General features: G+C 68.8%; 11 protein-coding genes. 3 read left to right on the top strand and 8 right to left on the bottom strand.

What is annotated here, in order from left to right:
- Positions 1–50 precede the first annotated feature (50 nt).
- Together QP090_RS20425 and QP090_RS20430 are read right to left on the bottom strand one after the other, a co-directional pair.
- Positions 51–2273: a UvrD-helicase domain-containing protein gene (locus QP090_RS20425; RefSeq protein ID WP_285940707.1), complete on the bottom strand. Its 2223-nt coding sequence runs from the start codon at positions 2271–2273 to the stop codon at positions 51–53.
- Positions 2270–8899: a DEAD/DEAH box helicase gene (locus tag QP090_RS20430; RefSeq protein WP_285940708.1), complete on the bottom strand. Its 6630-nt coding sequence runs from the start codon at positions 8897–8899 to the stop codon at positions 2270–2272. The genes QP090_RS20425 and QP090_RS20430 overlap by 4 nt, the downstream gene beginning before the upstream one ends.
- A gap of 525 nt (positions 8900–9424) precedes the next feature.
- Between QP090_RS20430 and QP090_RS20435 the strand changes: the two genes are divergently transcribed.
- Positions 9425–10234: a hypothetical protein gene (locus tag QP090_RS20435; protein ID WP_285940709.1), complete on the top strand. Its 810-nt coding sequence runs from the start codon at positions 9425–9427 to the stop codon at positions 10232–10234.
- 493 nt (positions 10235–10727) lie between these two features.
- On the opposite strand, the gene QP090_RS20440 is transcribed toward QP090_RS20435, so the two are convergent.
- Both QP090_RS20440 and QP090_RS20445 read right to left on the bottom strand, forming a co-directional pair.
- On the bottom strand, positions 10728–11147 hold the full coding sequence (locus QP090_RS20440; RefSeq protein ID WP_285940710.1) for an ATP-binding protein: 420 nt from the start codon (positions 11145–11147) through the stop codon (positions 10728–10730).
- Positions 11148–11176: 29 nt separating this feature from the next.
- Positions 11177–11332: a hypothetical protein gene (locus QP090_RS20445; RefSeq protein WP_285940711.1), complete on the bottom strand. Its 156-nt coding sequence runs from the start codon at positions 11330–11332 to the stop codon at positions 11177–11179.
- A gap of 161 nt (positions 11333–11493) precedes the next feature.
- On the opposite strand from QP090_RS20445, the gene QP090_RS20450 reads away from it, so the two are divergent.
- Together QP090_RS20450 and QP090_RS20455 are read left to right on the top strand one after the other, a co-directional pair.
- The gene (locus QP090_RS20450) at positions 11494–12354 is read left to right on the top strand and encodes a helix-turn-helix domain-containing protein (protein ID WP_285940712.1); all 861 of its coding nucleotides are present in this window, start codon (positions 11494–11496) and stop codon (positions 12352–12354) included.
- 9 nt (positions 12355–12363) lie between these two features.
- Entirely contained in the window at positions 12364–12591 is a 228-nt protein-coding gene (locus QP090_RS20455; RefSeq protein ID WP_285940713.1) for a DUF397 domain-containing protein, read from the top strand.
- A gap of 207 nt (positions 12592–12798) precedes the next feature.
- On the opposite strand, the gene QP090_RS20460 is transcribed toward QP090_RS20455, so the two are convergent.
- From QP090_RS20460 to QP090_RS20475, 4 genes are all read right to left on the bottom strand, one after another.
- On the bottom strand, positions 12799–17790 hold the full coding sequence (locus QP090_RS20460) for an Eco57I restriction-modification methylase domain-containing protein (RefSeq protein WP_285940714.1): 4992 nt from the start codon (positions 17788–17790) through the stop codon (positions 12799–12801).
- Entirely contained in the window at positions 17787–20561 is a 2775-nt protein-coding gene (locus tag QP090_RS20465) for a DEAD/DEAH box helicase (protein ID WP_285940715.1), read from the bottom strand. Before QP090_RS20465 ends, QP090_RS20460 begins: the two co-directional genes overlap by 4 nt.
- A 74-nt stretch (positions 20562–20635) precedes the next feature.
- Positions 20636–21658 carry a serine/threonine-protein kinase gene (locus QP090_RS20470; protein WP_285940716.1) on the bottom strand — a complete coding sequence of 341 codons (1023 nt, stop codon included), beginning with the start codon at positions 21656–21658 and terminating at the stop codon, positions 20636–20638.
- 221 nt (positions 21659–21879) lie between these two features.
- Positions 21880–23931: an N-6 DNA methylase gene (locus QP090_RS20475; protein WP_285940717.1), complete on the bottom strand. Its 2052-nt coding sequence runs from the start codon at positions 23929–23931 to the stop codon at positions 21880–21882.
- Positions 23932–24157 lie beyond the last annotated feature (226 nt).

Genomic DNA, 24157 nt, shown 5'->3' on the forward strand with positions numbered 1-24157 from the left:
ACGATCCCTTCACAGTGTCGCGCCATCTGACACCGCTCTGCACCGTTTTGTCAGGATCGGGGAAGAAAGGGGCTCGGCGTGCCGTGCCAGGAGATCAGCAGCGAGTCCCGGGCGCGGGTGGCGGCGACGAAAAGCAGGGAGCGGGCGCGCTGGAGCTCGCGGCGGTGGGCCGCCGGGTCGGTCCGCTCCCGCTGCCCTGCCTGGGCGTGCGGGACGAGCCCGTCGGCGACCCCGGCGATGATCATGTGCTGGTACTCCAGCCCCTTGAAGCGGTGCATGGTGCCGATGTGCACGACGTCGTCCAGCTTGGGCCCGTCGGGGCCGATGGCGGCGGCACTGATCCCGGCCGTGGCGAGGCGCGACTGCACCTCGTCGACCATGTGCCGCTCCGGGACGCCGATCGCGATGGACGGACTGGACGAGCCGGTCTCCTCGATCAGCTCCGCCACGTGCCCGGCGATGAGGTCCAGCTCGGCGCCCCACGTCGGTGCGGAGCGGAGGGCGGGCCGGGCACCGCGCAGCAGCGAGCGGTATCCGGTCAGTTCGCCGGACTCGTCGTCGAGGTCGTCCCAGGACTCCTCGCCGAGCAGTCGGACCGCCGAGCCGAGGATCTCGTGGGTGGTGCGGTAGCTCAGCGTCAGCCGCGCCGAGCGGCGCCCGCGGATGTTGATACCGAGGCTGCCGAGCGAGACGTAGTTGTTGTAGAGGCGCTGGTGGACGTCGCCGACGAGGAAGATGTCGTTGGGCCCGTCCGGCACCATCGCGCGCAGCATCCGCCAGTGCGCGGCGGCCAGGTCCTGCGCCTCGTCGACGACGATGTGCTCGTAGCGCGGGCGCATCCGGGCGACCGAGGCGTCCTCCCGGTGGATGTTGAGGCCGTCGGCCCGGTGCTTGACGATCCGCGCGGCGCGCTGCTCTTCGAGGCGGGCGGCGCGCTCGGCGACCTGCCGGTAAGTCCACAGGTTCCGCTCGTCCAGCCGCAGCCTGAACTTCTCGACCAGCCGCCAGATCTCGGCCCGCTGGGCGCGGCCGATACTGCGGCCGCGGCCGGCCCTGCGGGCCCGGAAGTAGTCGGTGCGCGAGCCGCCCTCCATGCCGAGGATGACGTGGGTCCACTCGGCGTGCAGGAACTCGGCGTCCCAGGTGGTCTCCTCGTCCAACTCCCGCAGCATGGCGTTCCACTCCTGGATCGCCTTGTTGTCGTCGATCCAGCGGCGCTTGACGCCAGGCTCGGCACGCGCGACGACGTCGGCGGCGAGCTTGTCGATGTTGACGATCTCGACCCGGGCGGCGGTCTCGGCGCCGCCGAGCTCCAGGAGCCGCTTGCGCAGGTCGGCGGCGAGGTTCTTGTTGAACGTGGTCAGCAACACCGGCTTGGTGTCGCCCGGGGGCAGCCGGTCGACCAGGTGCTTGACCCGGTACAGGGCCACGATCGTCTTGCCGGTTCCAGGGCCGCCGCTCACCCGGGCCGATCCCTTCTGTTCCCGCTCGACCAGCTTGCGCTGGGTCGGGTGCAGATAGATCTTCCACTGGCCGAAGTCGTCCTCCAGCACGGCCTGGAGGTCGGTGTCCTCGGTGGTGACCTGGGTGGCCGGACGGGTCAGCGCGGTGGCGTAGTCGCCGGTGTCGACGTCGTCGTCGGCCGCGACGGGCCGGGTGATCTGTTCGAGGACCTCGTCGAAGGTCGTGCCGGCGTACAGCTCCAGCAGCACCTCCTGGGTGAGCGCGGGCGCGAACTCGACGAGCCCGAGCAGTTCCTCTTCCGTGCCGATCTTCCTGATCAGCGGGAGCAGCGGGGCGGCGACGCCGAGGTCGAGGAGCTGCTCGCGGGTGAACGCGGCGAAGAACGGTGCTGGTACGGCGGGTTCGGGCGCGGGGGGCCGCAGCGGGACCGGGGCGGGCGGCCGGGGCGCCGAGACGTTCTCCTCGACGCTGACCAGGTCGACGAACTCGATGGCCCCGGTGACCTCGTTGATCGTGTACTGGTACCGGTCGAGGTTGTCGTAGACGTCCTTGCGGTGCTTGACGGCGACCAGGACGTAGTCGCGGTCGCCGGCGTGCAGGAGCAGCGCGCGATACTCGGCGTTGATGCGGGCGGAGTAGAGCCGCTGGTGGCCCTGGAGCTGCTTGAACCGCAGGCCGGGCGCATGGGGGTCCTTGCGGAACTTGTGCTGGAAGTCGTAGATCGCGCCCTTCACGGCGCGGGGCAGCTTCTTGGCCTCCTTCTCCGCCTTGTACAGCATCCGCAACGTGGCCACGCCCTGCATGCTCATGTCGTCCCCGTCTCGATGCACTCGGCCAGTTCCGTGATGCTCCACCGGTTCGCCGAGCGGGTGTCCCAGCCCGCCGTGGCGTAGGCGCGGTAGCGGTCGGTCGCCTCCTGGTCGTTGCCGGCCAGCACGACCGCGACCTTGACCTGCGGCCATGCCAGCTCGGCCTGCCAGGCGCCCTCGCCGAGCTCGTAGCCGACCTCGGGGGCGGGCACGCCGCGGGCCATCACGCCGCGGGCGAGCTCCGCCAGGCCCGGCTCGTCGGGATCGAGCAGGTCGAGCACCTGCCCCCAGGCGGCGTCCGCCGCCGGTGCGTCGTCCGCCCGGGTCCGGGTGGACGGTCCGGCGGGCGCCGCTGCCTGCGGATGCGGTTCAGGCTCGGGCTCCGGGGTCGGGGGCTCGGTGTCGTGCCGCGTGGCGGAGCCCTGACCCGGCTGGGACGCCTCGCCTCCCGGGGGAAGGTCCTCCTCGTCCAGGGGCAGCCCGCTAAGCGAGGTGAGCAGCCCGACGCCGCCGGTGATGGCGAGCGCGGACGGGTCGAAGTCGTCCAGGTCGGTGTGGGCGAGCTGGCCGCCGTCGCCCTCGCCGTAGGAGAGGAACTGGAGCAGGTTGCCCCAGTAGAGCCAGCCGTGCCAGCGGCGGCGGTGCGCGTTCTCGTCGGCGTCGATGGTGGCGGCGCGGTCGTCGATGACGGTGAAGCCGCTCCACGTCTTGGTGCGGCCGTCCACGACGACTGTGACGGGGCAGCCGCTCGCGTCCTCAGCGCGGATGAGCGCCAGTCCGCCCGTCGGCGGGGTGGGCAGGGGGTCGCCGCGCAGCGCGGCCGTGAGCACGTCGCCGACGCGGTCGGGCCCCGCCTGCCGGACGGCGGCGCCGGGCATGACCAGCCCCGCGACGGCGGCTTCGGCGCGGTGCTGCCAGCGGTCGCAGTCGGGGTCGGACAGGAAGGCCAGCAGGGTCTGGATCGGGTTGGCCCAGATCAGCGCGGCCAGCTCGTCGGGGTCGCCCTGCCGGAGGTGGGCCTTGGCCTTGCGTTGCGCGTTGGCCTGGTACGGGGTCCAGGCGGGCGATTCGGGAAACTTGCCGCTCTCCCAGTGCGCGACGTCGTCCCAGGTGAGTTGGAAAACGACACGGCCGTGGGCGCGGAGCCGGGCGCGTTTGGCGGCGTCGCCGGCGAGGCGGTTGGCGCGCGGGGCGGCGTGGTAGTTGTAGCCGTCCAGGTAGACGGCGACCTCCAGCGGGGCCCCGTCGAGCCGCTTGAAGTACACGTCGGGCCGAGTGCCCTTGATGGTGTTCTGCAGGATGACCTGCCAGTGCACGACCTCGTCGCGGGCGGCGATGCGCAGGTCGGCGGTGCGGCGGTCGTTGAGGCGGGGGCCGGAGCCGAAGGCGCGTCCGGTCCCGGGTTTGCCCGCCCAGGCGATGAGGGCCTGGAGGAAGCGCGCCTCCAGCTCGCTCTCGACCTGGTTGACGAGGGAGATGTCGTCGGTGCTGGCGACCGGGGCGGTCGACCAGTCGTCCAGGAGCTCGTCGAGCATCTCGACGGCCAGACCGCGGTCGGCCAGGTCGAACTCGTCGCCCGGGACGTGCGACAGCAGGCAGCGGTGGCAGGCCGCCTTGCCCTCCTCGTTGCCGCACGGACAGTTGGCCACGAGGTCGCGGGCCTTCTCCAGGACCTCGCGGAACCCCTCCTCGGTGGACATGCGGTGCAGATAGCCGGTGCCGCCGGGGAGGGTGTCGTGCAGCACCAGGAAGCGCCGCCGGTGCCCGCTGTGGTGCAGGTGGTCGGGCATGGTCGCGGTGACGGTGCGCAGGTGCGCGGGGTCGCCGCCGTACTTGGCGGCCACGCCCGCCATGAGCGCCGCCTGGAAGGTGACGGTCCGTTCGGGAATCATCGTGGTGGCGACCGGGACCAGGATCCGCAGCGCCTCGGTGTGCAGCTCGTGCGCGGTGATCAGCGGCTCGTGCTCGACGTCGCCGCCGCGCCGCTGCGGGCACCACGGCCGGTGGTGGCTGTGCGAGGCGTCGTATCCGGACGTCGTCTCTCCGCCGAGCTGCTGAGCGGAGGGGGGCGGCCCGCCGGTCGCGGCGCCGCCGCAGGACGTGCAGACGTGGAACGGGTTGAGGCGCCGCAGGTCGCCGGCGAACGGGTCGCCGGGCGGCCGGTCCATCCGCAGCAGCCCGAGGTTGAAGCGGCGGACGACCGCGCGGCGGGTGAAGTCGACGCCGAAGGTGCGGGTGGCGTGCCGCCACGCGCCGGCGGCGATCTCCTCGCGGGGAATGTCGACGGCGACGGCGGTCTCGTAGTAGGCGCGCTGCCGGTCGTCGTGGTCGTCCCGGATGCGGGCGTCGTCGCGCAGGTCGTGGGCGGTGACGCGGGTCGGGATCAGGACGGTGTGCAGGCCGCTGCGGTCGCCGATCCTCTCGTTGCCGCAGCGCGGGCAGGGGCTGTGGTCCTCCTCCGCCGTGGTGGTGCGGACGTATCCGCAGTCCTGGCACACGCGCCATTTGGAGAAGCTGTGCCGGCCCCGCGCCCCGATGTCGAGCCCGGTGATCTCGTGCCGGTAGCCGCGGATGTAGAAGTGGTTTCCCGGGGCGAGCTCGGTGAGGGCGATCGACGCCGACCGCTTGTACTCGCGGATCTCGCTGTGACGGCGCCGGTCGGCGCGCGGCCGGTCACCCCGTCCGACCGCCTGCGGCACATCGGGAGCGGCGCCGGGCTCGTCGTCGGCGCGTTCCTCCCAGGTGAGGGTGGCCTCCAGGGCGGTGGCGGAGTCGATGAGCGAGTAGTTCGGCAGCAGACCGAGCTCGATCAGAGCGTTGTGGGCGGATTCGCGGCCGATCTCCCCGATGCGGGTCTGCACGGCCCGGCGCTCGGCGCGCAGCTCGCTGCGGCGCCCGCGCTGCTGCTGGTCGGAATCGATCATCGCGGCGATCGCCGCGTCGATCACTTCGATCCGCGCGTGCAGGTCGGCGAGGCGGTCGTCCCAGATCCTCCGGGCCCGCGCGACGGCCTCCTCGATCCCGGCGGCGGCGAACGCGCGGAGCCGCTCGGCGGCCTCTTCGGTGACACCGGTCTCGGCCTCGCCGAGGGCGAACAGCGCGAGGAAGACCTGCGCGCGTTCGGCGCCTCCCGCGAGCGCGGCGCCTGTGAACGCCGCCAGCCAGCCGGACTCGCCGAACAGCGCCGACGCGGTCCCGGGCATCGCCGGCACGCCGTGGAAGCGCTCGCGGGCGGCGAGGTCGACCAGGTGCGCGAAGTACTGGCGTTGCAGGATCTCCACCGCGGACAGGTAGCAGCCCGGCGGGACGATGTCGCCCGCGATCATGTCGGTGGGGTCGGCCAGGTAGTAGCGGTCACGGGGCTTGCGGCCGATGAGGGTCAGCACGAACGCGTTGCCCGTCTTGCGTCCGGCGCGCCCCACCCGCTGCACGTAGTTGGCGGGCGAACGGGGCAGCGAGGCGAGGACCACGGCGGACAGCTCACCGATGTCGATGCCGAGTTCCAGGGTGGGGGTGCAGGCCAGCACGTTCGGATCGCTGTAGCGGTGGCCGCGGAACTGCCGCTCGACGGTCTCGCGCTGCTGCCGGGTGAGCGCGCCGGTGTGCTCGGCGGTGATGACGCTGAACGGTTCGCCGCTGCGGTAGAGGCGCCGGTAGTAGTCGCGCTCGTAGCGGTCGTCGACGCACGCCTCAAGGTGTCCGGTGCACCGGTAGCGTGGGCAAGGAGCCTGCGCCCATTCCTGTATCCGTGCCGGGTGGACGGTCTGCTTCCAGTTGCAGACGGGGCAGCGGACCCCGGACTCCTCGACGATCCGGTCGCCGAGCCTCCGCACCTGGATGTGGCCGGGCAGCAGCCCGTACACGGCGGTGGCGCCGTCAGCCGCGGTGCGGCGCGCGATCACGTCCTCGTCGGTGAGCAGCTCCAGCAGCCGTCCGAGGTAGTGCGTGGCGTGGTCGGAGTCGAGCCCGAGGCAGCGGGCCGTCCAGTCCTGGAACCAGCCCTGCCGCCCGGTGATGGCGTCGAACTCGCTGCCGGTCTTGCGCGCCCCGAGGACGAAGCGCGGAGCGGGCAGTCCCCTCGGGAACGCGGGCAGCCCGTCGGGGCGCCTGCCCCAGATGGTCATGTAGCGCTTGGTCCCGGCCCCGCCGATCCACGGGTCGAGCCAGTGGTGCTTGACCGCGCCGCGCATCCGCATGCGTTCCAGCAGGCCCCGCACGTACGCGACGTACCGCTCGTGGTCGGGCAGCGCGGTGAGCGCGGCGGGTCCGCTGAGGTGCAGGTCGCGGGCGAGGGCCGCGACATGGTGGATGTCCTCGACGGCGACCTCGGCCGCGACCGTGCGGGTCAGCTCCAGGGTGCGCCCCTGACGGGACCGCAGCCCGAACTCCATGACGGCGGCGAACGCCAGCCGCTCCCCGATCAGGTTCCAGGTCTTGGCCGAGCCCTCGCTCTCACCGGCGAGCAGCGCGTCGACGTCCTCGCGGTCGTGCAGGTCGGGCGGCACCACCGAGGGAAGGTAGACCGGGTCGCTGGCCTCCTTCACGGTGTCGGAGATCAGCTCGTGCAGCGGCCTGGGCCCGTCGGAGTCGTCGAGCTGGGACGCAAGCAGCAGCCGCAGCGAGAAGCCGTACGACCGGTTGGCGACGAACCCGGCCCGGTGCGCGGCGTCCTGCACCGAGTCGTTGAACAGCAGGGTCTTGCGCTGCTTCCCGGCGAGCTGCCCGCCGGTGAACAGCTCGGTGACCGACACCGAGGCCAGCGCCGCCAGCCCGGAGCCGAGGAAGCGCGTCCCCTGGTCCATGTTGCAGGCGGGGCACCGGTCGTTCTTGGCGTGCCGGTAGCCGTCCTTGGTGTGGCTGAGGTCGGTGAGGACGAAGACGTCGCGGAAGTCGCTCTTCTTCGAGCGGGCCAGGTCCACCGACGGGTCCAGCGGGCGGACGCGGTGCCCGTTGTCGGTCAGCACCGCGACGTTCGGGCCGGGCTTCCCGGCGGCCTGCGCCTCGACCTCGCTCTCCGTAGCGGTGATCAGGGGGCGCACGAGCCGCTTGTCGGCGATGCCCGCCCGGTAGATCCGGATCGGATCGGTGACGAGGTCCTGCGGGTCCTGCTCCGGGGAGATCGCGGCCCAGCCGGACCGTCCGCAGTGCCGGCAGTACATCGCGGGCAGCATCTCCCGGCCCGCGCCCGCCAGCGTCGTCTCGGCGTCCAGCGGCGGCGGCGCCTCCCCCGACCAGCCGAAGCCGGGCCGGGGTCCGACCACGCGCAGCAGCCGGGACACCGACCGCACCCACAGGTGCGTCTCGACGTGCAGCAGCGGACGCTCGTCCGCGTCCGGGTCCGGGTTCGAGGCGGTGTCGGGGTCGCGGGCCTCCGACAGCAGCGCCACGAACCGCGCCAGCGCCGCCGCGGCGTGGGCGGGCGTGAGCCGGACGACCTTGCCCCAGCTGTAGGCGCCCCTGAGCGGCAGGAGTTCGAGGATCTCCTCGAAGGTGTGCGGTTCGCCGCCGAGGACCTTCAGGACGGCGCTGGTGAGGATGTGCCGGCGGAGCTCCCGGCCGAGTTCCTGCCTGGTGAGGTTGCCGCGCCCGACGACCGCCTCCATGATCTGGGCCATGGCGCCGGCGTCGCCGTGCGGGTCGGGGATGCTCGACAGCTCCTGCGGGTGGGGCAGGGGCAGCGTGTAGTCGATGTCCTCGTCCCCGATGAACTCCTCGGGAGACAGCCGGTCCTCGCCGATCACCGACTCGGCCGGGAACGGCGTCCCGAAGACGGTCTCGGCGACCCTGCGGATGGCGGCGCCGTCACCGCCCTCCCCCAGCGTCGCGCTGGTCGCGACCGGGCAGATCCGGCCGAGCGGACGTCCGGGCTCGCTGTGCCCGGTCGCCGCCGCGAGCCGGCGGAGGAGCATCGCCACGTCGGTGCCCTGCGCGCCGTCGTAGGTGTGGAACTCGTCCACCACCACGTGCGCGACGTCGGCGCCGTTCCAGAGGGGGAGGTCGCCGGAGCGCTGGAGGAGGAGGTCGAGCATCTTGTAGTTGGTGATCAGGATGTCCGGCCGCAGCCGCCGGATCTCCTTCCGGTTCGTCGCCACGCGCGGGTACCCGGTATCGGGGGTGTCGCCGATGTAGAGCCCCGCGCTCACCTCCTCCAGGCCGGGCTTCTGGAGGTAGTCGTTGATCCGCTTCGCCTGGTCGGTGGCCAGGGCGTTCATCGGGTACAGGAGGATCGCCTTGACGCCGGTCCTGCCCTGCCTACGCTGCCTGCGGCAGTGGTCGAGCACCGGGATCAGGAACGACTCGGTCTTGCCCGACCCCGTGCCCGTGGTGATCAGCGTCGGCTCGGCGTCGCCGTTGAACGTGCTGAGGCGCTCGAAGGCCCGCACCTGGTGCCGGTACGGCGAACGGAAGGTGGGCGGGGCCCACTCCAGCAGGTCGCGCCACCCGTCCTCGGCCTTCCGGAACGGCGTCCGGATGCGGAGGTAGGGGCCGCGGAAGATGCCCTGCTCGCGATGGTTGAGGAACTTCTCCAGCCCATCGCGCACATCGTCGTCGGCCAGCGCGAACGTCGTGGTGAGGTACTGCGTGATGTTCTGCCGGACCTCCTCGGCGGCAAGCGTCGGCCTCATCCACACACCCTTCGCGTCATCCCGCCACCGTATAGGCGGTCAGGGCATCGCGAAGATCTGTTCGGAACGCTCTGACCGTCATCGGTCAACCGGTGCCCGGCTCCCCGTCCACGAACGGCCGGTGCAGCGCGGCCACCCACCGGAATCGAGGTTCGAGAGCCGCGACACGTCCCTTCCGGGGACAAGGAGACGGTCGCCGCCGTCCGGGACGCTGCCGGCAGCAGCGGCCTCGAGCCGACGACACCGGCGCACGCGGCCAGGGCCGGCGCATGGTGGTGTGACAGGCGGCGTTGTGGGGTGTGGCCGCGGGCCTGTCCGGCGAGGCGCTGGAGTGGAGACCTCCGAGCGCCAGGGTGTCCGCGTGTGGCCAATCAAAGGCACTGCCAATGATCATTTCAGCGGGTAAAGAAAGATCGGCGCAGTCAACCTCTGACCGTCGAGCAAGGGGCCACCATGGTCGGCAGAACTCCCTCGGGCCGCAGTCGCCCATCACGGCGGCATCCGCCGGCGCGTCCACCGTCCAGGATGCGGCGGATATACCGCCCGGCCGTCTGGCTGGGCAGCATCCTCACCGCGGGCGTCACGGCTCTCGTTGTGACACTCGTATCGACCGGCGGCCAGAAGGTCTTGCAGGCTCCCAAGGGTTCGCCCATCACGATCGGCGCGGTCGCCTTGCAGCGCGACGAAGATCTCAAGGGGGACTCATATGTCTTCCGGGATCCCGTCACCGTGCCACCAGACCAGCTCCGGGTGATGAGCGCGAACATGGACGCCAGCGGCTGGGCCCGATCGAACGGCGGCGTCGACGTCGACACGGTCATCGCCCAGGTGGTCTTGGTCGGCAACCGCACAGACCCGGTTCGGATATTGGGCATGAAGGCGATCAAGCACTGTGGCCCGCCGCTCACCGGCACGATCATCAACAAGCCAACCGGTGGGGCGGACGACACCATCCGTCTCGCCTTCGACCTGGAAGCACCGGACTCCTCGGCGCGTACCTGGTCCGGTGGGGGCGGCGGGTTCGGCGGGAACTACTTCGACTCCAAGACCATCTCGCTCAAGTATAAGGAGCAGCAGACGCTCCAAATACTGGGGATAACCCGAAGGAAGTACTGCGAATTCCGCATTCAGTTGACGGTCTTCAATGGCAAGAGGACCGAGACAATGACGATGACGAACGGAGGTCATCCCTTCAAGGTCTCCGCCCAACTACCCTTTCCCCAAGACAACTCCGCACCCTTCTCTGGCTATCAGCGGGCCTACGTTGGCGGCGTCTTGAACACAAAAGAACACGGAGCGTTCATGCAGGTGGATCCGAAAAAATTCAGGGGCTGACGACTTTCACGATCGGCCTCCAGGTGCGCGGCATCTTCGGGCCGGATAGTGCGCATGTCCCCGGCCAGAACTCCTGGCACATCTCCCGTTCACCCGGGAGGTAGAGCACTGCGCCGGGAACAAGGGTCTGCACCATGCTGAGGGCGATCCTGAGCGTCACGTGCGGCGGGACGAATGCGCCCGCCCGAGGACAGGGCAGGGCTGCCCTACGGGCGGGCGATGCCTGGGCAGTCGAACGGGGACGGCCCACCCGCCCCGTCAACAGAGGTGCCGGTCTTGGGGCGACGGCCATGACGCGGGCAGAAATCCTCACTGTCAGCGTCACGCGCGATGTAATCGGGGGCCGTGTCCCACCGATGCATGGCGCGGGCGAGCAGCCGGAGCGCGAAGAACGACCAGGGACCGCCGTCGTCATCTCGACGGACGAACTCAGCGCCGCACCGATCCCCGTCGCAGGTGATCACGGTCGCTCCCGGCCGTGTGTGCGCCGACATCAGAACCCGACCTCGAACCACACCGTCAGACCGGCATCGTCCGCCCGCGTACCCCATGAATCGGCGAGCGCATCGATGATCATGAGCCCCCGCCCGGAGGTGGCGTCCGGGGAAACGTCATCGCGGACGTGGAACAACCCAGCGGACGACAGGGTTCCCGCGTCGATGACCTCGACGCGCAACACTCGGGATCGGCGGACCAGCACGATCGTGATCGCTCCGTCCCCATGCAGAAGCGCGTTGGTGATCACCTCCGACGCGCACAACAGCAGGTCGTCGAGGGCATCGGCCGCTGTGGACAGAGGGTGCGTGATCGTCGAAGCGACCACGTCGGCGATCCACCTACGCGCACGCGGGACCTCATCACGGTCCGGCGCGATGTTCAGCACGCCGAAGATCACGCCGCCGTCGTCGCGCATCGCGGGGACGCCGGGTGTGGCATTCACGTTCACCACGCCGCCCGCCAGGCGATGTGGCCGCGTACGTGCGGGTCGTCGCAGGTGATCTGCAGGCCATCGAGACTCGCGTGCAGCGGCCTCGCCAGTGGATCGAAGTATGCGTTCGTGTGCGTGCGGTCGTTCGTCGCCGGAGCTTCGAAGGTCACCCTTGATCACCCACCGTGGTCTGGTCGCGCCGAGATCACTCGCGCATGTTCGTGTCCGCCTGCACACCGTCCGTGATGCTGGCATGCTGACCTCCGCCAACCTTGCGACTGGGGCACACTGTTTGGCAAGTCCCCATTGGCAAGTTCCCGAAAGGAGAGTTATGTCCAGCCGTCCCGGGCCCACCGTCCGTGCACGTCGACTCCGATACGAGTTGAGGCGACTACGGGAGCAGTGCGGACTGACCATCGATCAAGTGGCCGAGCGGGCCGAAGGGGACTTCGGCACGTCGACGATCAGTCGATGGGAGACCGGAGATCGCAAAGTCCGTCCCACCGACCTGCGGGTCCTGCTCGACATCTACGAGGTGGACGACGCGAAGCGCGAGGTTCTCCTCACGCTCGCCCGCGAGACGAGACAGCGCGGGTGGTGGCACTCCTACGGCAAGGCAGTGCCGGACTGGTTCCAGTTCTTCGTCGGCCTGGAGAGCGGTGCGGCATCCATCCGCACCTATGCGGCCGAGCTGATCCCCGGACTGCTTCAGACGGAGAGCTACCACCGCGCGTTTCTGGGGGCGGCGCCTGCCGCTGGCAACGAAGAAGAGATCGCTCGCAAGATCGCCGTACGGACGGCACGACAGGAGCGGCTGGCGGACGACAGTCCGATAGAACTGTGGGCCATCCTCAACGAGGCCGTGATCCGCCGTGTCGTCGGCAGCACCGAGACGATGCGCGAGCAACTGCACCACGTCGCGGACATGACCGACCTGCCTCACATCAGCATTCAAGTGCTCCCGTTTCGCGCGGGCGCACACCCCGCCATGGACGGATCGTTCACCATCCTGGGGTTCCCGGAGGCATTCGACCCAGATGTGGGGTACCTGGAGAACCAGACCGGCAGCCTCTATCTTGAGGAGGAACATCAGGTACAGCGCTATAAGCTCATACATGAGCACCTGGTCGCGAAAGCTCTCGACCCGGACGAATCCCGAGCCCTGCTGACCCGAGCAGCAGACCAACTATGAGGCAGGACGATGGACCGGACGAGGCACGCGGACGTTGCAAACGCTGACCTGTCCCGCGCTGTGTGGCGCAAGAGCCGTCGGAGCAACAACGGCGGCGAGTGTGTCGAGGTCGCCGACCTCACAACGAGCATCGGCGTACGAGACAGCAAGAACCCGGACGCCGGTCACCTCACGTTCGCCCCGGACACGTGGGCAGCGTTCACGGTCGCAGTGAAGCGCGGCCGGCACGACCGCTAAGCGGACTCCCCCAACCCCGACCAGCACGTGTGAGCCCCTTCCCCAAGGGGCTCTTTGTGCCCAGCGGCCCGTCACTGCCGCCCAAGTGGCCGGCGAACGACACCAAATCAACCCCGCTCGCTGCCGTGCGCGTGAGATGCGGCCCGATCGTCATCCACCGCCACTCCCAACGACACCCCGAGGAGCTCGGGGCGGCACGACCTCGGGTCACGAAGACGAGCCTCCGCCGTCCGGCGTCCACCCCTCAGCCTTCGCCCGCTCCAGCCGCTCCGAGAACACCGCATGCGCCTGCCGGTACTCAGCCTCACGATCAGCCTTGTAGAAGGGTGCCAAATATCCTTTGGGGGGGGGTTCGTTCTTTTTGTCCTTCAGATGCTTAATAAGTTGAGTATAGTCATCTTTTATTTGCCCAGCGCCGTAGGCGTCAAAATCGGCCGCAATTCGACGCCCACGTGAATCAAAGTACATACTATTCTCATATGTCAACAACTGGGGAAATCGCGCTTGATATACAGCAATGAGCTCTTCAGTAGTAAGACCCATCATCACAGCCACCAATGAATCAATTTCGACGAGGCCAGCGCGGCGCTCCCTCTCATTTCTGAGAGGCGTATCCGGAGTCCAGGATTGCAACACATTTCCAAGAGGTGCAAGTTTGGGCCAAGAACAAGCCCATTCAATATTTGGCCATTTATTCTCGTAAACTCGACCCCAAAGATCAGCATATATGCTCGTCACAGAGTTTAGTCTCATCGAGATTAGAGCCAAATCACTCGACAATGGATGATTTGACCGCGGAATAGGCATCGACCCTGCATCCGCTACATCCAAATGATTTTTCCCACTCACGCGCAGGAAGTAATCAACAGGCAAGGCAGCCCAGAATCCGGCAATCAAAGCGAGGTCACGGTCGCTTGATGTCGCCATACTGCGGACCGCATGAATGTGAGTCGGCCCAGGAGGAATTATGCAAACGAAAAGACTTCTTTCAGTTGAAGCTGGCACCCATTCGCGCCAGCACACTCTATAATACTCCGAATACCGCCTTCCGTTCCAAGTTTCCTGAGCTCGCCGAAAATCAGAGATGCTCGATGTTCGTATATACTCAGAACGAGGTACTGAATTTGACCCCAAAGACACGAGATCCATTGGCCTCCCACCCCTTTTCGGGATCGGCGGCCTTTTGGCAAAAGGCGTTGCCACACCGAACTGTGGGCCCTTTAGTGTTACATCATCCCAACTGATGGGTTCTGTCAATTCTTCCCTTATTAGCTTGGCCGCCTTGGCGCCAGTTTCGTGGTAGCCAGAGAATATCTTATGGTCCACGTCGTGCAACCGCTCTTGAATCTGCAGCAGGACATTGATTGCCTTTCGCTCGGCGGTACTAACAGGATACAACAGCCTAACTTGCTCTACTGGAATATTCACATCACCCGTCAGTCGTTGCCACTCAAGCAGAGTGGACGAGTTAATTCTCAGCAAGCGCTTGCCGTGTGGGCGAATATCCCAGTCACCTTCGAACTTGACTCCCGGCGCCACACCTGATCCATCGTGAACAAGAGACCCACTCAGTGTTGAAGGATCAAAAAGCCAACTCAAATGCAGAAAGGATATAGGTTGAATACTTCCGTATACATGGATCCCAAATTGCTTATTACTATCAACTTCCGGGAATATTTTGCGCCTATTTTGAAAGTGTCCATGCAGGCGCAGGCGACGATAGCATTCAGCCCTAAATTCCCCTTCACGGGCACCCGTAAAATGGGAATCTGGATGAATAAGGCCAACCACGCCAGCCCTCCCTGCTGACGCCCAGGCGCGCAGCATGAAACATCGATAAAGATCTGACTGAGTTCCATTCAATATCGAATAAAAAGTAGTCGATCCAAGATGTGCATCTATTCCAGCGTTTTCAGTCAGCTCATCAGTAACAAACTTCACCATCTTTTCAGAAGAAAAGACAATCTGTCGCCGGAGATCCCGCTGCTGCGGCAGGGAGTCCGCAAGCATGAACCATGGGTCAAGTTCGGCCACCACCACGGTTTCGCTCCATTCAGGACGAACCCACGGAGGATTTCCGACCTGGAGGTCGAAGCCGCCTCGCTGGAAAACCTGGGCGAACTGTAGTTCCCAGTGGAAGAAGCCCTGCTGCTCTGCGATGTCCTCCACCACGTTCAGCCAGGGGTAGCGTTCGCCGAGCTTGAGTTCGTTGTCCATGCCCATCCAGACCGGGAGCTGCTCCTCATGGTCGTCCAGCTCGGACAGGGATGCGAAGTGGGCGCCGAGGGAGTCCTCCGGGATGTCGGACGTGCCGAGCAGGGACTCGGCGAAGTCGAGCCAGTCGTCGAGGTCGGCGAGCGGGACCACTGAGCGTCGCTCCACCCGCTGTGCCTTTCGGCCCGACTTCGGGCGGGGCTTTGGTGGTGCGATCGGGATCTGGACGGACTCCTCGCCGAAGAGGGATTCTGCCGCCCACGTCTGAGGGAAACCGGCCGGCTCCGGATCAGGTGCCTCTACCGGGTTTGAGGTGCCGGGGAGGGTGTCGAGCACTCTGTCTTTCAAGTGCTCGTAGATCTCGGCAGAGCCGTCCAGCAGCTCGGCCTTGTCTAGCGGCCAGAACCAGAGGGCGCACCAGGCGTCCATCATCGTCTTGAGTCGCCAGTAGGGCGTGCCCGCGAAAGTCAGATCGTTGAGGACCTTTTCCCGGGGGATGGTCTCGTCCGGCTGGCGCAGGTCGTTGGCGCCCCACACACGAATGCTCCGGCTGATCTCCGTTTCGGAGATCTTCAGGCGCTCGATGACCAGGCCCCACAGGTACTCGGCGCGGCGGGAGAGTCCTTGGAGGCGTTGGACCTGGGTGAGCTTCTGTCCTTGCCTCTTCTTGGTGGACGGGTCCTTGAGGAGCTTCTTGCGCCAATCCCCCAGACGCTTCGCGTCGTCGGGGGCGAGTGCCTTGGCTTCCTTCTCCCCCGCTACCGCGCCCCAGCCCTGGGCGGGCAGAAGGAAGTGGTGAATGCGTCCCTCGGGGATCGGGCCGTCGCGGAAGGGAACGTCCTCGGGCGCGCTCTTGAGCCAGGCCCTCTGCTTGAGGTGCTCCGGCCCGTACAGGCGGCGGCCCGCACCGATGAGGGAGTTGCCGCGCCGTAGGTGCAGGCCGAACCAGGGGGCCTGGAGGCCCGGGTACATGACGTTCAGCCAGAGGGAGACCTCGGCCAGTTCGACGGCGGTCTCGTTGAGGTCCACTCCGTAGGAGTTGTGCAGGGCGATGTACGCCTTGACCTTCTGGAGTTCCTCGGCGTAGAGCTCGGGTTCAAGGGCGTGGCTCAGCTCGACCTGGCGGCGCTTGAGGTACTCCGCGGCCACCTGGTTGATGGCCTCGTTGAGGAACGCGCCGGAGCCCAGGGCGGGTTCGCAGATCGTCCAGTCGAGGATCTCGCGTGCCTGAGTGGTCGAGCCGTCCTGGTCGAGTCGTTCGCGCAGGGCGAGCTGCACCGTGACCTGGGTCAGCGACTCGGGCGTGTAATACGAGGCGCTGGTCTGGCGGTCGCGGCCGGCGAGGCGGTAGACGAACGAGCCGGGGCGGTACCTGACGCGGTCGTCGGTCTTGAAGCCGTTCTCGTCGATGCGGAGGACGAAGACCGAGTCCTCGTAGTCGTCCACCTTGGACGAGGGGATCATCCAGGAGCCGTCCTTGGGGTCGCCGTTCTTGGCGACCTCGTACAGCTCTTCCTTGGCGATGAACCCGGTGTAGGACATCAGGCCCTCGTACACCGCGCCGAGCTGGTTGATACCGAGCTGCGCGTACGAGATGAACCCGCCGCGCTCGCGCCGCTTGCCCTTGGAGAGCATGAGCAGGCGGAGCACCTTGTGCAGGGTCTCGTTGCGGAGGCGGGTGTCGATCCGGGGCAGGTCCTCGTCGTACTCGTCCGGCTCGAGCGTGGCATCGCCGATGAGGCGAGTGCGGGACGGGTCGAACAGGTCGGCCTTCAACGGCTCGAAGCGCAGGCCCTCGCCCTCGGAGCGGAGCGGCGCGTTGTCGCCGCGCGGGTTGTGGCCCTTGTTCACCATGCGGAACAGCAGGTCGAGCGACTCGTACAGGTGGACGCTGCGGCGCGACTCCTCCGAGATCAGGTCGCGGACGATCAGGTCGCCGAGTCGGGCCATGCTGTAGCCCTTGACGTAGGCCTCGTCGTCGGTGGGCAGGATGCCCAGCTCGGGACGGGCCTCGGCGTACAGCAGGAACAGGATCCGGTAGAGGTAGCGCAGCGATTCGCGGCCGAGCTCCTTGGCGAACGCGCCGGGCTCCATGATCTCTTCGGGGCGGACGCCCTGCTCGCGCATGCGGGCGAGCACCTCGTTGGCGATGATCTCGACGGAGTCGCGGAGGCCCTCGCGCAGCTCCTTCGACACGCCCACGGCGTGCTGGCGGGAGCCGTTGAGGAGTTCGGCGAGGGGTTCGGTGCCGCCCTCTTCGGGGGGCAGGAGCGAGCCGGCGCCGAACAGGGCGGCGATGACCTCGATCTCGGCGGAGTTCGCGGTGCTGCGGCCGAGAGCGACGTCCAGGCTGACGGCGAGGTAGCGTCCCTCGCCCCAGGTGAGGCGGTCGGCGAGGATGACGACGCCGCCGCACAGGATCAGGATGTAGCGGGGCGGTTCGTCGGTCGCGAACAGCCAGGACGCGAGCTTGTCGCCGGTCCTGATCTGGGTGAGGTTGTCGGTGTCGACCGGAGTGAGGAGCCTTCCGGCCTGGTTGCGGTCGAGGGCGGCGTCGACGTCGGGCGCCCAGCCGCATTCGATCGCGATGACACTGGGGCGCTCGGCCGGTTCGGCGTGCGCGACGGCGACCTCGTACTGCTTGCCCGAACGCTCGACGGTCAGCGTGCGCGGCGCGGCGTCGAATGTGAGCGCGCGCAGCACCTGGCCGTGCAGCTCGTGGAGGTTCTTCTCCCACTCGGCGAGATTGCGGGCCCGGCCGGTCTCGCGGATGGTCTCCAGGGCGTCGGCGAAGTACGGGCGCTCCTTGAAGTAGTCGCGTTTGAGGCCGCGCAGGCCGCTGCGGGGCGTCGGCTTCTCGTCCTTCTCCGCCTCGGTCCAGCGGGAGAGCAGGCCGTCGCTCTTCTTCAGGTCCTTGGGCAGGATCTCGGCCAGGTAGTGGGCCGAGAAGTAGTCGCCGCGGTTGACGATCGAGTCGTAGGTCATGCGTCCCCCTCAAGCACGGCCAGAATGCGCAGCAGCGGTTCCCCTGTGGTCTCCATGCTCTGGAGCAGCCGCTTCTGCTCTGCGACGGTGTCGTGCACGGCGCCGCGTCTGCGTCCGCCCTGCGGGCTGCCGGTGATGTTCTCCAGGCTGGCCCGTTCCCACAGTTCGAGCTGCCCGTCGTAGTCGCGGAGCGGCTTGGCGACGACGTCGTCGTACCGGTCGCGCCGCTCGTCCAGGTGGCGGCGGGCGGCCTGGACGGCGGGCTCGATGAGCGGCGTCAGGCCGGCGAGGTCGGCGGGACGGTTCGTGTTGATCATCCCGGGGCCGACCCCGGCCTCGGCGAGCACCTCGGTCATGTCGCCGACGACCGGGGCGCCGGGCAGGCCGCTGACGGCCATCCACTCGACGACGGTCGGCTGGCCGAGGGCGTTGGAGTAGATCCCCTGGACGAGGAAGGTGGGCTCGGCGACCTTCGCGGCGATGACCGGGGCCTGCCTCCGGACGAGCTGCACCTGGACCTTGTCGACCAGCCACTCGACCATCGGGTGCAGGTCCGACAGGTAGCCGATGTCGGGCCAGAGCGTCTTGGTCCTGCGGGCCTCGTCCAGCTTGCGCTGGGCGAGCGGGCGGTCGAAGGTGACCTTCATCCGTTCGGCGATCTTGTGCTTCTTCAGGTAGGAGGCCGGGAGCGCGTTCAGCCGGTGCAGCAGGTCCTTGGGCGGCTCGAAGGCGAGCATCTGGCCGTCGTCGTCGATGCGAAGGTCGGCGCAGACCGTGTGGAGGGCCTCACGGACGAACTCCTCGGTCGAGCCGAACAGCCTGGGCACCTCGGCCCGTTCCGGTTCGGTGCGGGCCTCCCCTTCGACGCCGCCGAGCAGGTCGGCGAGGAAGTCGACGGGCGGGGCCTCGTCGAGGGACTCCTCGACGGACTTGCCGGCGAGGAGGTCCTTGATGAGCCGGTCCTCCTCCTTCTTGGCGGTGAACTCGCGGGTGACCGCCTCGGCCGTGCCGAGGCTGCGGTGCGCCTGCTCCTCGCGGTGGAGCAGCTTCAGCGCGACGGTGGTGTCGTCCAGGGCGCCCTCGACCTCCGAGGTGAGCACGAGCGCCCGGAACTGCGGCTCGTGCTCCTGCCCGTAGCGGTCGATGCGGCCGTTGCGCTGCTCGATGCGGATGAGGCTCCACGGCAGGTCGTAGTGGATCAAGTGGTGGCACTGCCGGTGCAGGTTGACGCCCTCGGAGGCGACGTCGCCGGTGAACAGCAGCCGCACCTTGCTGTCGGCGAGCGAGAAGTCCTCGACGATCTCCTGCTGCTGGACGTCGGAGTAGCCGCCGTGCATCGTCTTGACCTGGCCGTCGCCGAGGCCGAGGGCCGCCGGGACGGTCGCCGCAAGCCATTCGAGGGTCGGGACGCTCTCGGAGAACACCACCGCGCGGGTGGTGCCGTTCTTCTTCACCCCGATCTTCTTGAGCTCGTCGATCAGCGCCGTGCGTTTGGCGGAGTCGGTGTCGCCCATCTCCCCGACGAGGGCGGCCAGGTCCTTCAGGGCGTCGATCTCGGCCTGCTCGGTGGCGTTCTTCAGCCGCTTGCCGACGGTGGTGCCGAGCGCGACGTGCGAGGACAGGAACGCCTTGGCGAGCGTGTAGGGGAACAGGCGGCGGTCGCGGTCGACCACCGATCCGCCGGGACGGTCCGGGCGGGGCAGCCAGACGTCGGCCAGCTCGGCGAAGATCGCCTCTTCCTTCGCGGTCGCTGCGGCGGGGAGCGGCACCGACGGACCCCGGCCCGGCCACTTGCCGCCGATCTGGTCGCGCACCTCTTCGCTGATCTTCGTGCGGCGGAGGTAGAGGTGGTCGATGTCGCCGGCCGAGTACTGCTTGGGGTCGGCGATCGCGGCAGGGTCGAGGAGCGCGATCAGCTCGGCGAACGACGTGGCGTCGCCGTTGTGCGGGGTGGCGCTGGCGAGCAGCAGCGCGTCGGTGTGCGCGGCGAGCAGCCGGGCCAGCTTGTTGCGGAGGTTGCCCTCGTTGATGAGGTTGTGGGACTCGTCGATGACGACGGCGTCCCAGTACATGTTCTCCAGGTGCTGGCCGTACTTGCCCTGGTTCTTCAGGGTGTCGACGGACACGATGACGCGCTTGAAGTACAGGAACGGGTTCCGTCCGGCCGGGATGTCACGCTGGATCCGCTCGATGCCGACCGAGTCGAGCCGGACGAGCGGGATCGCGAACCGCGTCCACAGTTCGTGCTGGAACTGCTCCAGCACCTGCTGCGGCGTGACGACCAGGATCCGCTCGCCGCGGCCCCGGCGGATCAGCTCGGCCAGGACCAGCCCGATCTCCAGGGTCTTGCCGAGCCCGACGACGTCGGCGAGCAGGATGCGCGGGCGCAGCCCCTTGAGCGCCAGCTCGGCCGGACGCTGCTGGTAAATGAGCGGGTCGAGCAGGAACCGGTCGGTCAGCGCAAGCCGCCGCTCGGACTGCGGCAGCGGGGTGCGGCGCAGCACCGATTCCAGGTACAGCCGGCTGCGCGCGAACGCCGAACTGGTGTCGGCGACCAGTTCGGTGTCCTCGGGACGGAGCTGGACGACCGTGTCGATCTCGGTGAAGAACACCGCGTCCTCGTCCCGCACGAACTCCGAGACGCCCACCGCACTGATCTTGAAGCTGTCGCGGCGGATGGGGGTGCAGGTGCGCACCATCCACTCGGCGTCGCGGACCTCGATGCGCGCGCCCGGCGCGTAGGGGGTAGGGGCCGCCTCGGTGAGCGTCACTCCTGGGACTCCTTCGTTCTCAGCGGGTCGGGTGGGACGGCGGTGCAGGTGGACGGCGGCGCGGCGTCACGGCGTCAGAGCCGGCCGCCCGGCGCGTAGGCGTGGGCGAGCCGGTCGGCGAGCATCGAGACTGCCGGGCGCGGGGCCTGGCGCTCGCCCTGCCCCTGCCGCGCCCGCCGCCGGGGCGGATCGATGTCGCTGGGCGGGTCGGACGGCTGCTCGACATAGGTGAGCTCGGTGAAGTGCACGCGGGCGTCGCGCAGGCCCAGACCCGCGCCGGCAAGCACCTGCCGGAACTCCCCGGACGCCTCGGCGGGGGTCGGCCGCAGCGCCGGGTCGTGGGCGAGCATCGCACCGATGACCGGTTCCAGGGCGAAGGGCACTCCACTCAGGTCGGGCACCTCGTCCGGGTCCCTGATCGCCATGATCATCGCAGCCTGGTGCGGCCGGTCGTAGGGCAGGTGCCCGGTCAGTGCCTGGACCAGGGTCGCGCCCAGCGAGTACACGTCCGCCGCGGGCGGCAGGTCCTTGGGCGAGAGGACGTGCTCGGGTGCCATGAACGCCAGCGTGCCGAGGAACGCGCCGGTCTTGGTGAGCTGCTGGTCGGTCCCGGTCAGGTCGACCAGGCCGAAGTCGATGACCTTGGGGCCGTCCGGTCCGAGCAGGATGTTGCCGGGCTTGAGGTCGCGGTGCAGCAGCCCGGCCCGGTGGATCGCGCCGAGCGCCTCGGCCAGCAGATCGCCCAGCACCGCGCCCATCTCGGCCGTGAGGGGTTTGCGGGTGGCGAGGTAGTCCTTCAGCGTCAGGCCGCGCACGTACTCCATCGCCAGCCAGGGCCGCTCGGCGCCCGGCCCGGCGGCGGCCACCAGCGACGCGACGCGCGGCCCCTGCACCATGCCCATCGCGAGGACCTCGCGATCGAACCGCTCGCGGATCTCGGGGTCACCGGCGAGCTGCTTGCGGATCACTTTGATGGCGACGTGCCGTCCGTCCGGGGTCACCCCGAAATAGACCTTCCCCATGCCGCCCTCGCCGAGCGTGCCGTGCAGCTCGATGCCACCGATGTCGCGCGGATCGGAAGGCTGGAGAGAATCCATCGACACCTGCCTGACAACCGTGGTCTTGTCACTGATCACTTGACCGGAGGGCCAGGATATGGCGTTGCGGAACGGCACGAACCGGCTACCGGACGATCGCCCGGACCACATCGCGCGGGGGTGCCCGGCGGACCTCGTGGCCGGAGCCCCCCGCCCACGCCCGACAGGTGGCGTCCGCGCAGGTCGAGGCCTTGCAGCGGGTGCGGGCGCGGCGGTCGTCATCATGGTGCCGCGGGCTTGCCGTCGTCAGGGATTCGGTTGGCCGTATCAGGACACAGGCTCGCGTCAACCAGACCATCGCCGAGGAGTCTGGCCAGATCGGCGCCCAATTCCGAGGCGCGGCGCAGTTTTGTTTCGAACTCGTCAAGACGCCTGTAGGCATCGCCGTAACGCCGTTGCTCCTCGACGGGCGGCATGGGGATCTCGGCGCGCCGGACGTCCACCCGGTAGCTCATCGAGACCATCGAGTAATGGCGGAGATTGAGCGACCCGCGCAGGACCCCGGCCAGGAAGTGCGCGTCGAGCCGCGCGGGATCGGGGCGCAGGAGGAACACGTGCCGTCCGAGCAGCGCACCGCCCTCGGGCACGACCCTCGCGGTGGGCGCCCTGATGATCCCCGGCACGACCACGTCGCCCGGCTGGACGACCACGGCACCGGCCCCGGTCTCCACCCGCGCGGTCACGTCGGGCCATCGCCCCTTGACGACGTCCTCAGCCGTGAGCACGGGCACCAGCCCCTCTTCGGCGCCCGGCGGCACCGCGGACGCCTGGTGAACGCTGACCAGGCCCATGCGCACGAGCTCGGAGACGGGAACCAGCGGCGCGTCCGGGCCGTCCGGCCCCCCTCGCCCCCCTCGCCCCTCCCGGACCTCCGGGAGCAGGGCGGGCAGGCTCTCCAGAAGCCCCAGCGTCTCGGCCCGGCGTTCGGCGACCCGCTCGATCGCGGGCGCCGCGGCCTGCCGGGTCAGGTGGCGGGACGGGGTGAGGTCGACCTCCTCGTCGAGCAGGTCGATGATGCGGACCGCGCGGCTGCGGCCGGGATCGTCGAGGTCGGCCTCGGGATCGGCGGCGAAACGGCGCCAGCCCTCGAGCGCCTGCGCGGCGTAGTCGCCCGACGTCTCGACCATGAGGACCTGGCTCGGCGGCCGTTCACGGGGATCGGGGCGGCGCATGACCCACAGGTTGAGCGGCACCGCCATGTTGGGCACGGCCCCCAGCGGCAGCATGATGACGGCGCGGAGCGCCCCGCGCCGCAGTAGCTGGGCGCGGATCCTGCGGCCGGCGCGGCGGTTGGCGGCGGCGGGCGGCATGAGCAGGATCGCCTGCGCGCCGGGCCGGCAGTGCGCCAGGGCGTGCTGGACCCAGGCCAGCTCCGACTCGGTCCGCGGCGGGAGCCCGTACTCCCAGCGGGGGTCGGCGGTGAGCTCGTCGTAGCCCCAGTTGCGGTCGTTGAACGGCGGGGTCGTGACGACCAGGTCGGCCTCGACGCCCGCGAAGGCGTCGCGGCGCAGCGGGTCGCCCGCGCGGATCGCCGCGTCCGGAGTGCGGAGCGCGAGGCGGATGGCGGTCAGCCGGGCGACCGCCTCGTCGGCGTCCTGGCCGAGCAGCCGCCCGGCATCGTGCTCGATCGCGCCGAGCAGGAGGCCGCCCGACCCGCAGGCGGGGTCGAGCACCGTCCCGTGCCCGCTCCCCGCCAGGTCCATGACCAGCCGGACGACCTCGGGCGGCGTGTCGTACATGCGCCGCTTGTGCAGGTCGAGGTAGCGCTCGCGGAGGAACTCGAAGCACGCGCGGGCACCCCGTCCGGCCGCGAGCCCCGCCAGCCCCCGGATCACCGGGACGTGCCGCGTGGGCAGGACCGGGGGGAACACCTGCTCGCCGGGCAGCCCCTCGACCGCGGCGCGGACCGCGCCGGGCAGGTCGGCCGCGACCCCTTCGTCGGACCGCTCGGCGAGCGCGTCCCAGTGCGCGTGGTCGCGGCACAGGTAGAGCAGGAACGCACCGGCGAACGCCAGCATGTCGGCGAGCTCCACCTCATCGGCGATCTTGCGCAGCTCGTGCCAGAGCTGCTCATCGGCCGTCGACTCGTCGGTCTTGCCCTGCGCGCGCAGCCAGTCCTGGACCTCGGCGAGCGAGAACGACGGGCTGGCCGCGGTGCCGCCGACGGGCTGCGGGAAGTCGTCGTGGCGCTTGCGCCAGTTGCTGACCGCGGCCCTGCCGACGCCGGCGAGCCTGGCGATGTCGGCCGCGGTCACCGTCGCGTCCTGTGCCACTCGGGACTCCCACCTCATGCGCCCCCGGACGGCAGCGCGAGATCATCACGCTACACCGAACCCCCTCGACCTACATCGACAGGGTTGATTCGATTCACATGAGACTATGATCCTCTTGGTCGATTGAGTTCACATCCTCAATGTGGTTTGGTGTGAACACTAGGGAACGGTGCGCTCCCAGCCATCCCCCTGAACGAGATGAGAGCGCGACCATGAATCTCGACCA

Source organism: Actinomadura xylanilytica, from assembly GCF_030283145.1.
GTDB lineage: Bacteria > Actinomycetota > Actinomycetes > Streptosporangiales > Streptosporangiaceae > Spirillospora > Spirillospora xylanilytica.

Excerpts from the sequence above, each read along its gene's own strand:
- QP090_RS20425 (WP_285940707.1), bottom strand. The coding sequence starts at position 2,273 with ATGAGCATGCAGGGCGTGGCCACGTTGCGGATGCTGTACAAGGCGGAG.
- QP090_RS20430 (WP_285940708.1), bottom strand. The coding sequence starts at position 8,899 with ATGAGGCCGACGCTTGCCGCCGAGGAGGTCCGGCAGAACATCACGCAG.
- QP090_RS20435 (WP_285940709.1), top strand. The coding sequence starts at position 9,425 with ATGCGGCGGATATACCGCCCGGCCGTCTGGCTGGGCAGCATCCTCACC.
- QP090_RS20440 (WP_285940710.1), bottom strand. The coding sequence starts at position 11,147 with ATGCGCGACGACGGCGGCGTGATCTTCGGCGTGCTGAACATCGCGCCG.
- QP090_RS20450 (WP_285940712.1), top strand. The coding sequence starts at position 11,494 with ATGTCCAGCCGTCCCGGGCCCACCGTCCGTGCACGTCGACTCCGATAC.
- QP090_RS20455 (WP_285940713.1), top strand. The coding sequence starts at position 12,364 with ATGGACCGGACGAGGCACGCGGACGTTGCAAACGCTGACCTGTCCCGC.
- QP090_RS20460 (WP_285940714.1), bottom strand. The coding sequence starts at position 17,790 with ATGACCTACGACTCGATCGTCAACCGCGGCGACTACTTCTCGGCCCAC.
- QP090_RS20470 (WP_285940716.1), bottom strand. The coding sequence starts at position 21,658 with ATGGATTCTCTCCAGCCTTCCGATCCGCGCGACATCGGTGGCATCGAG.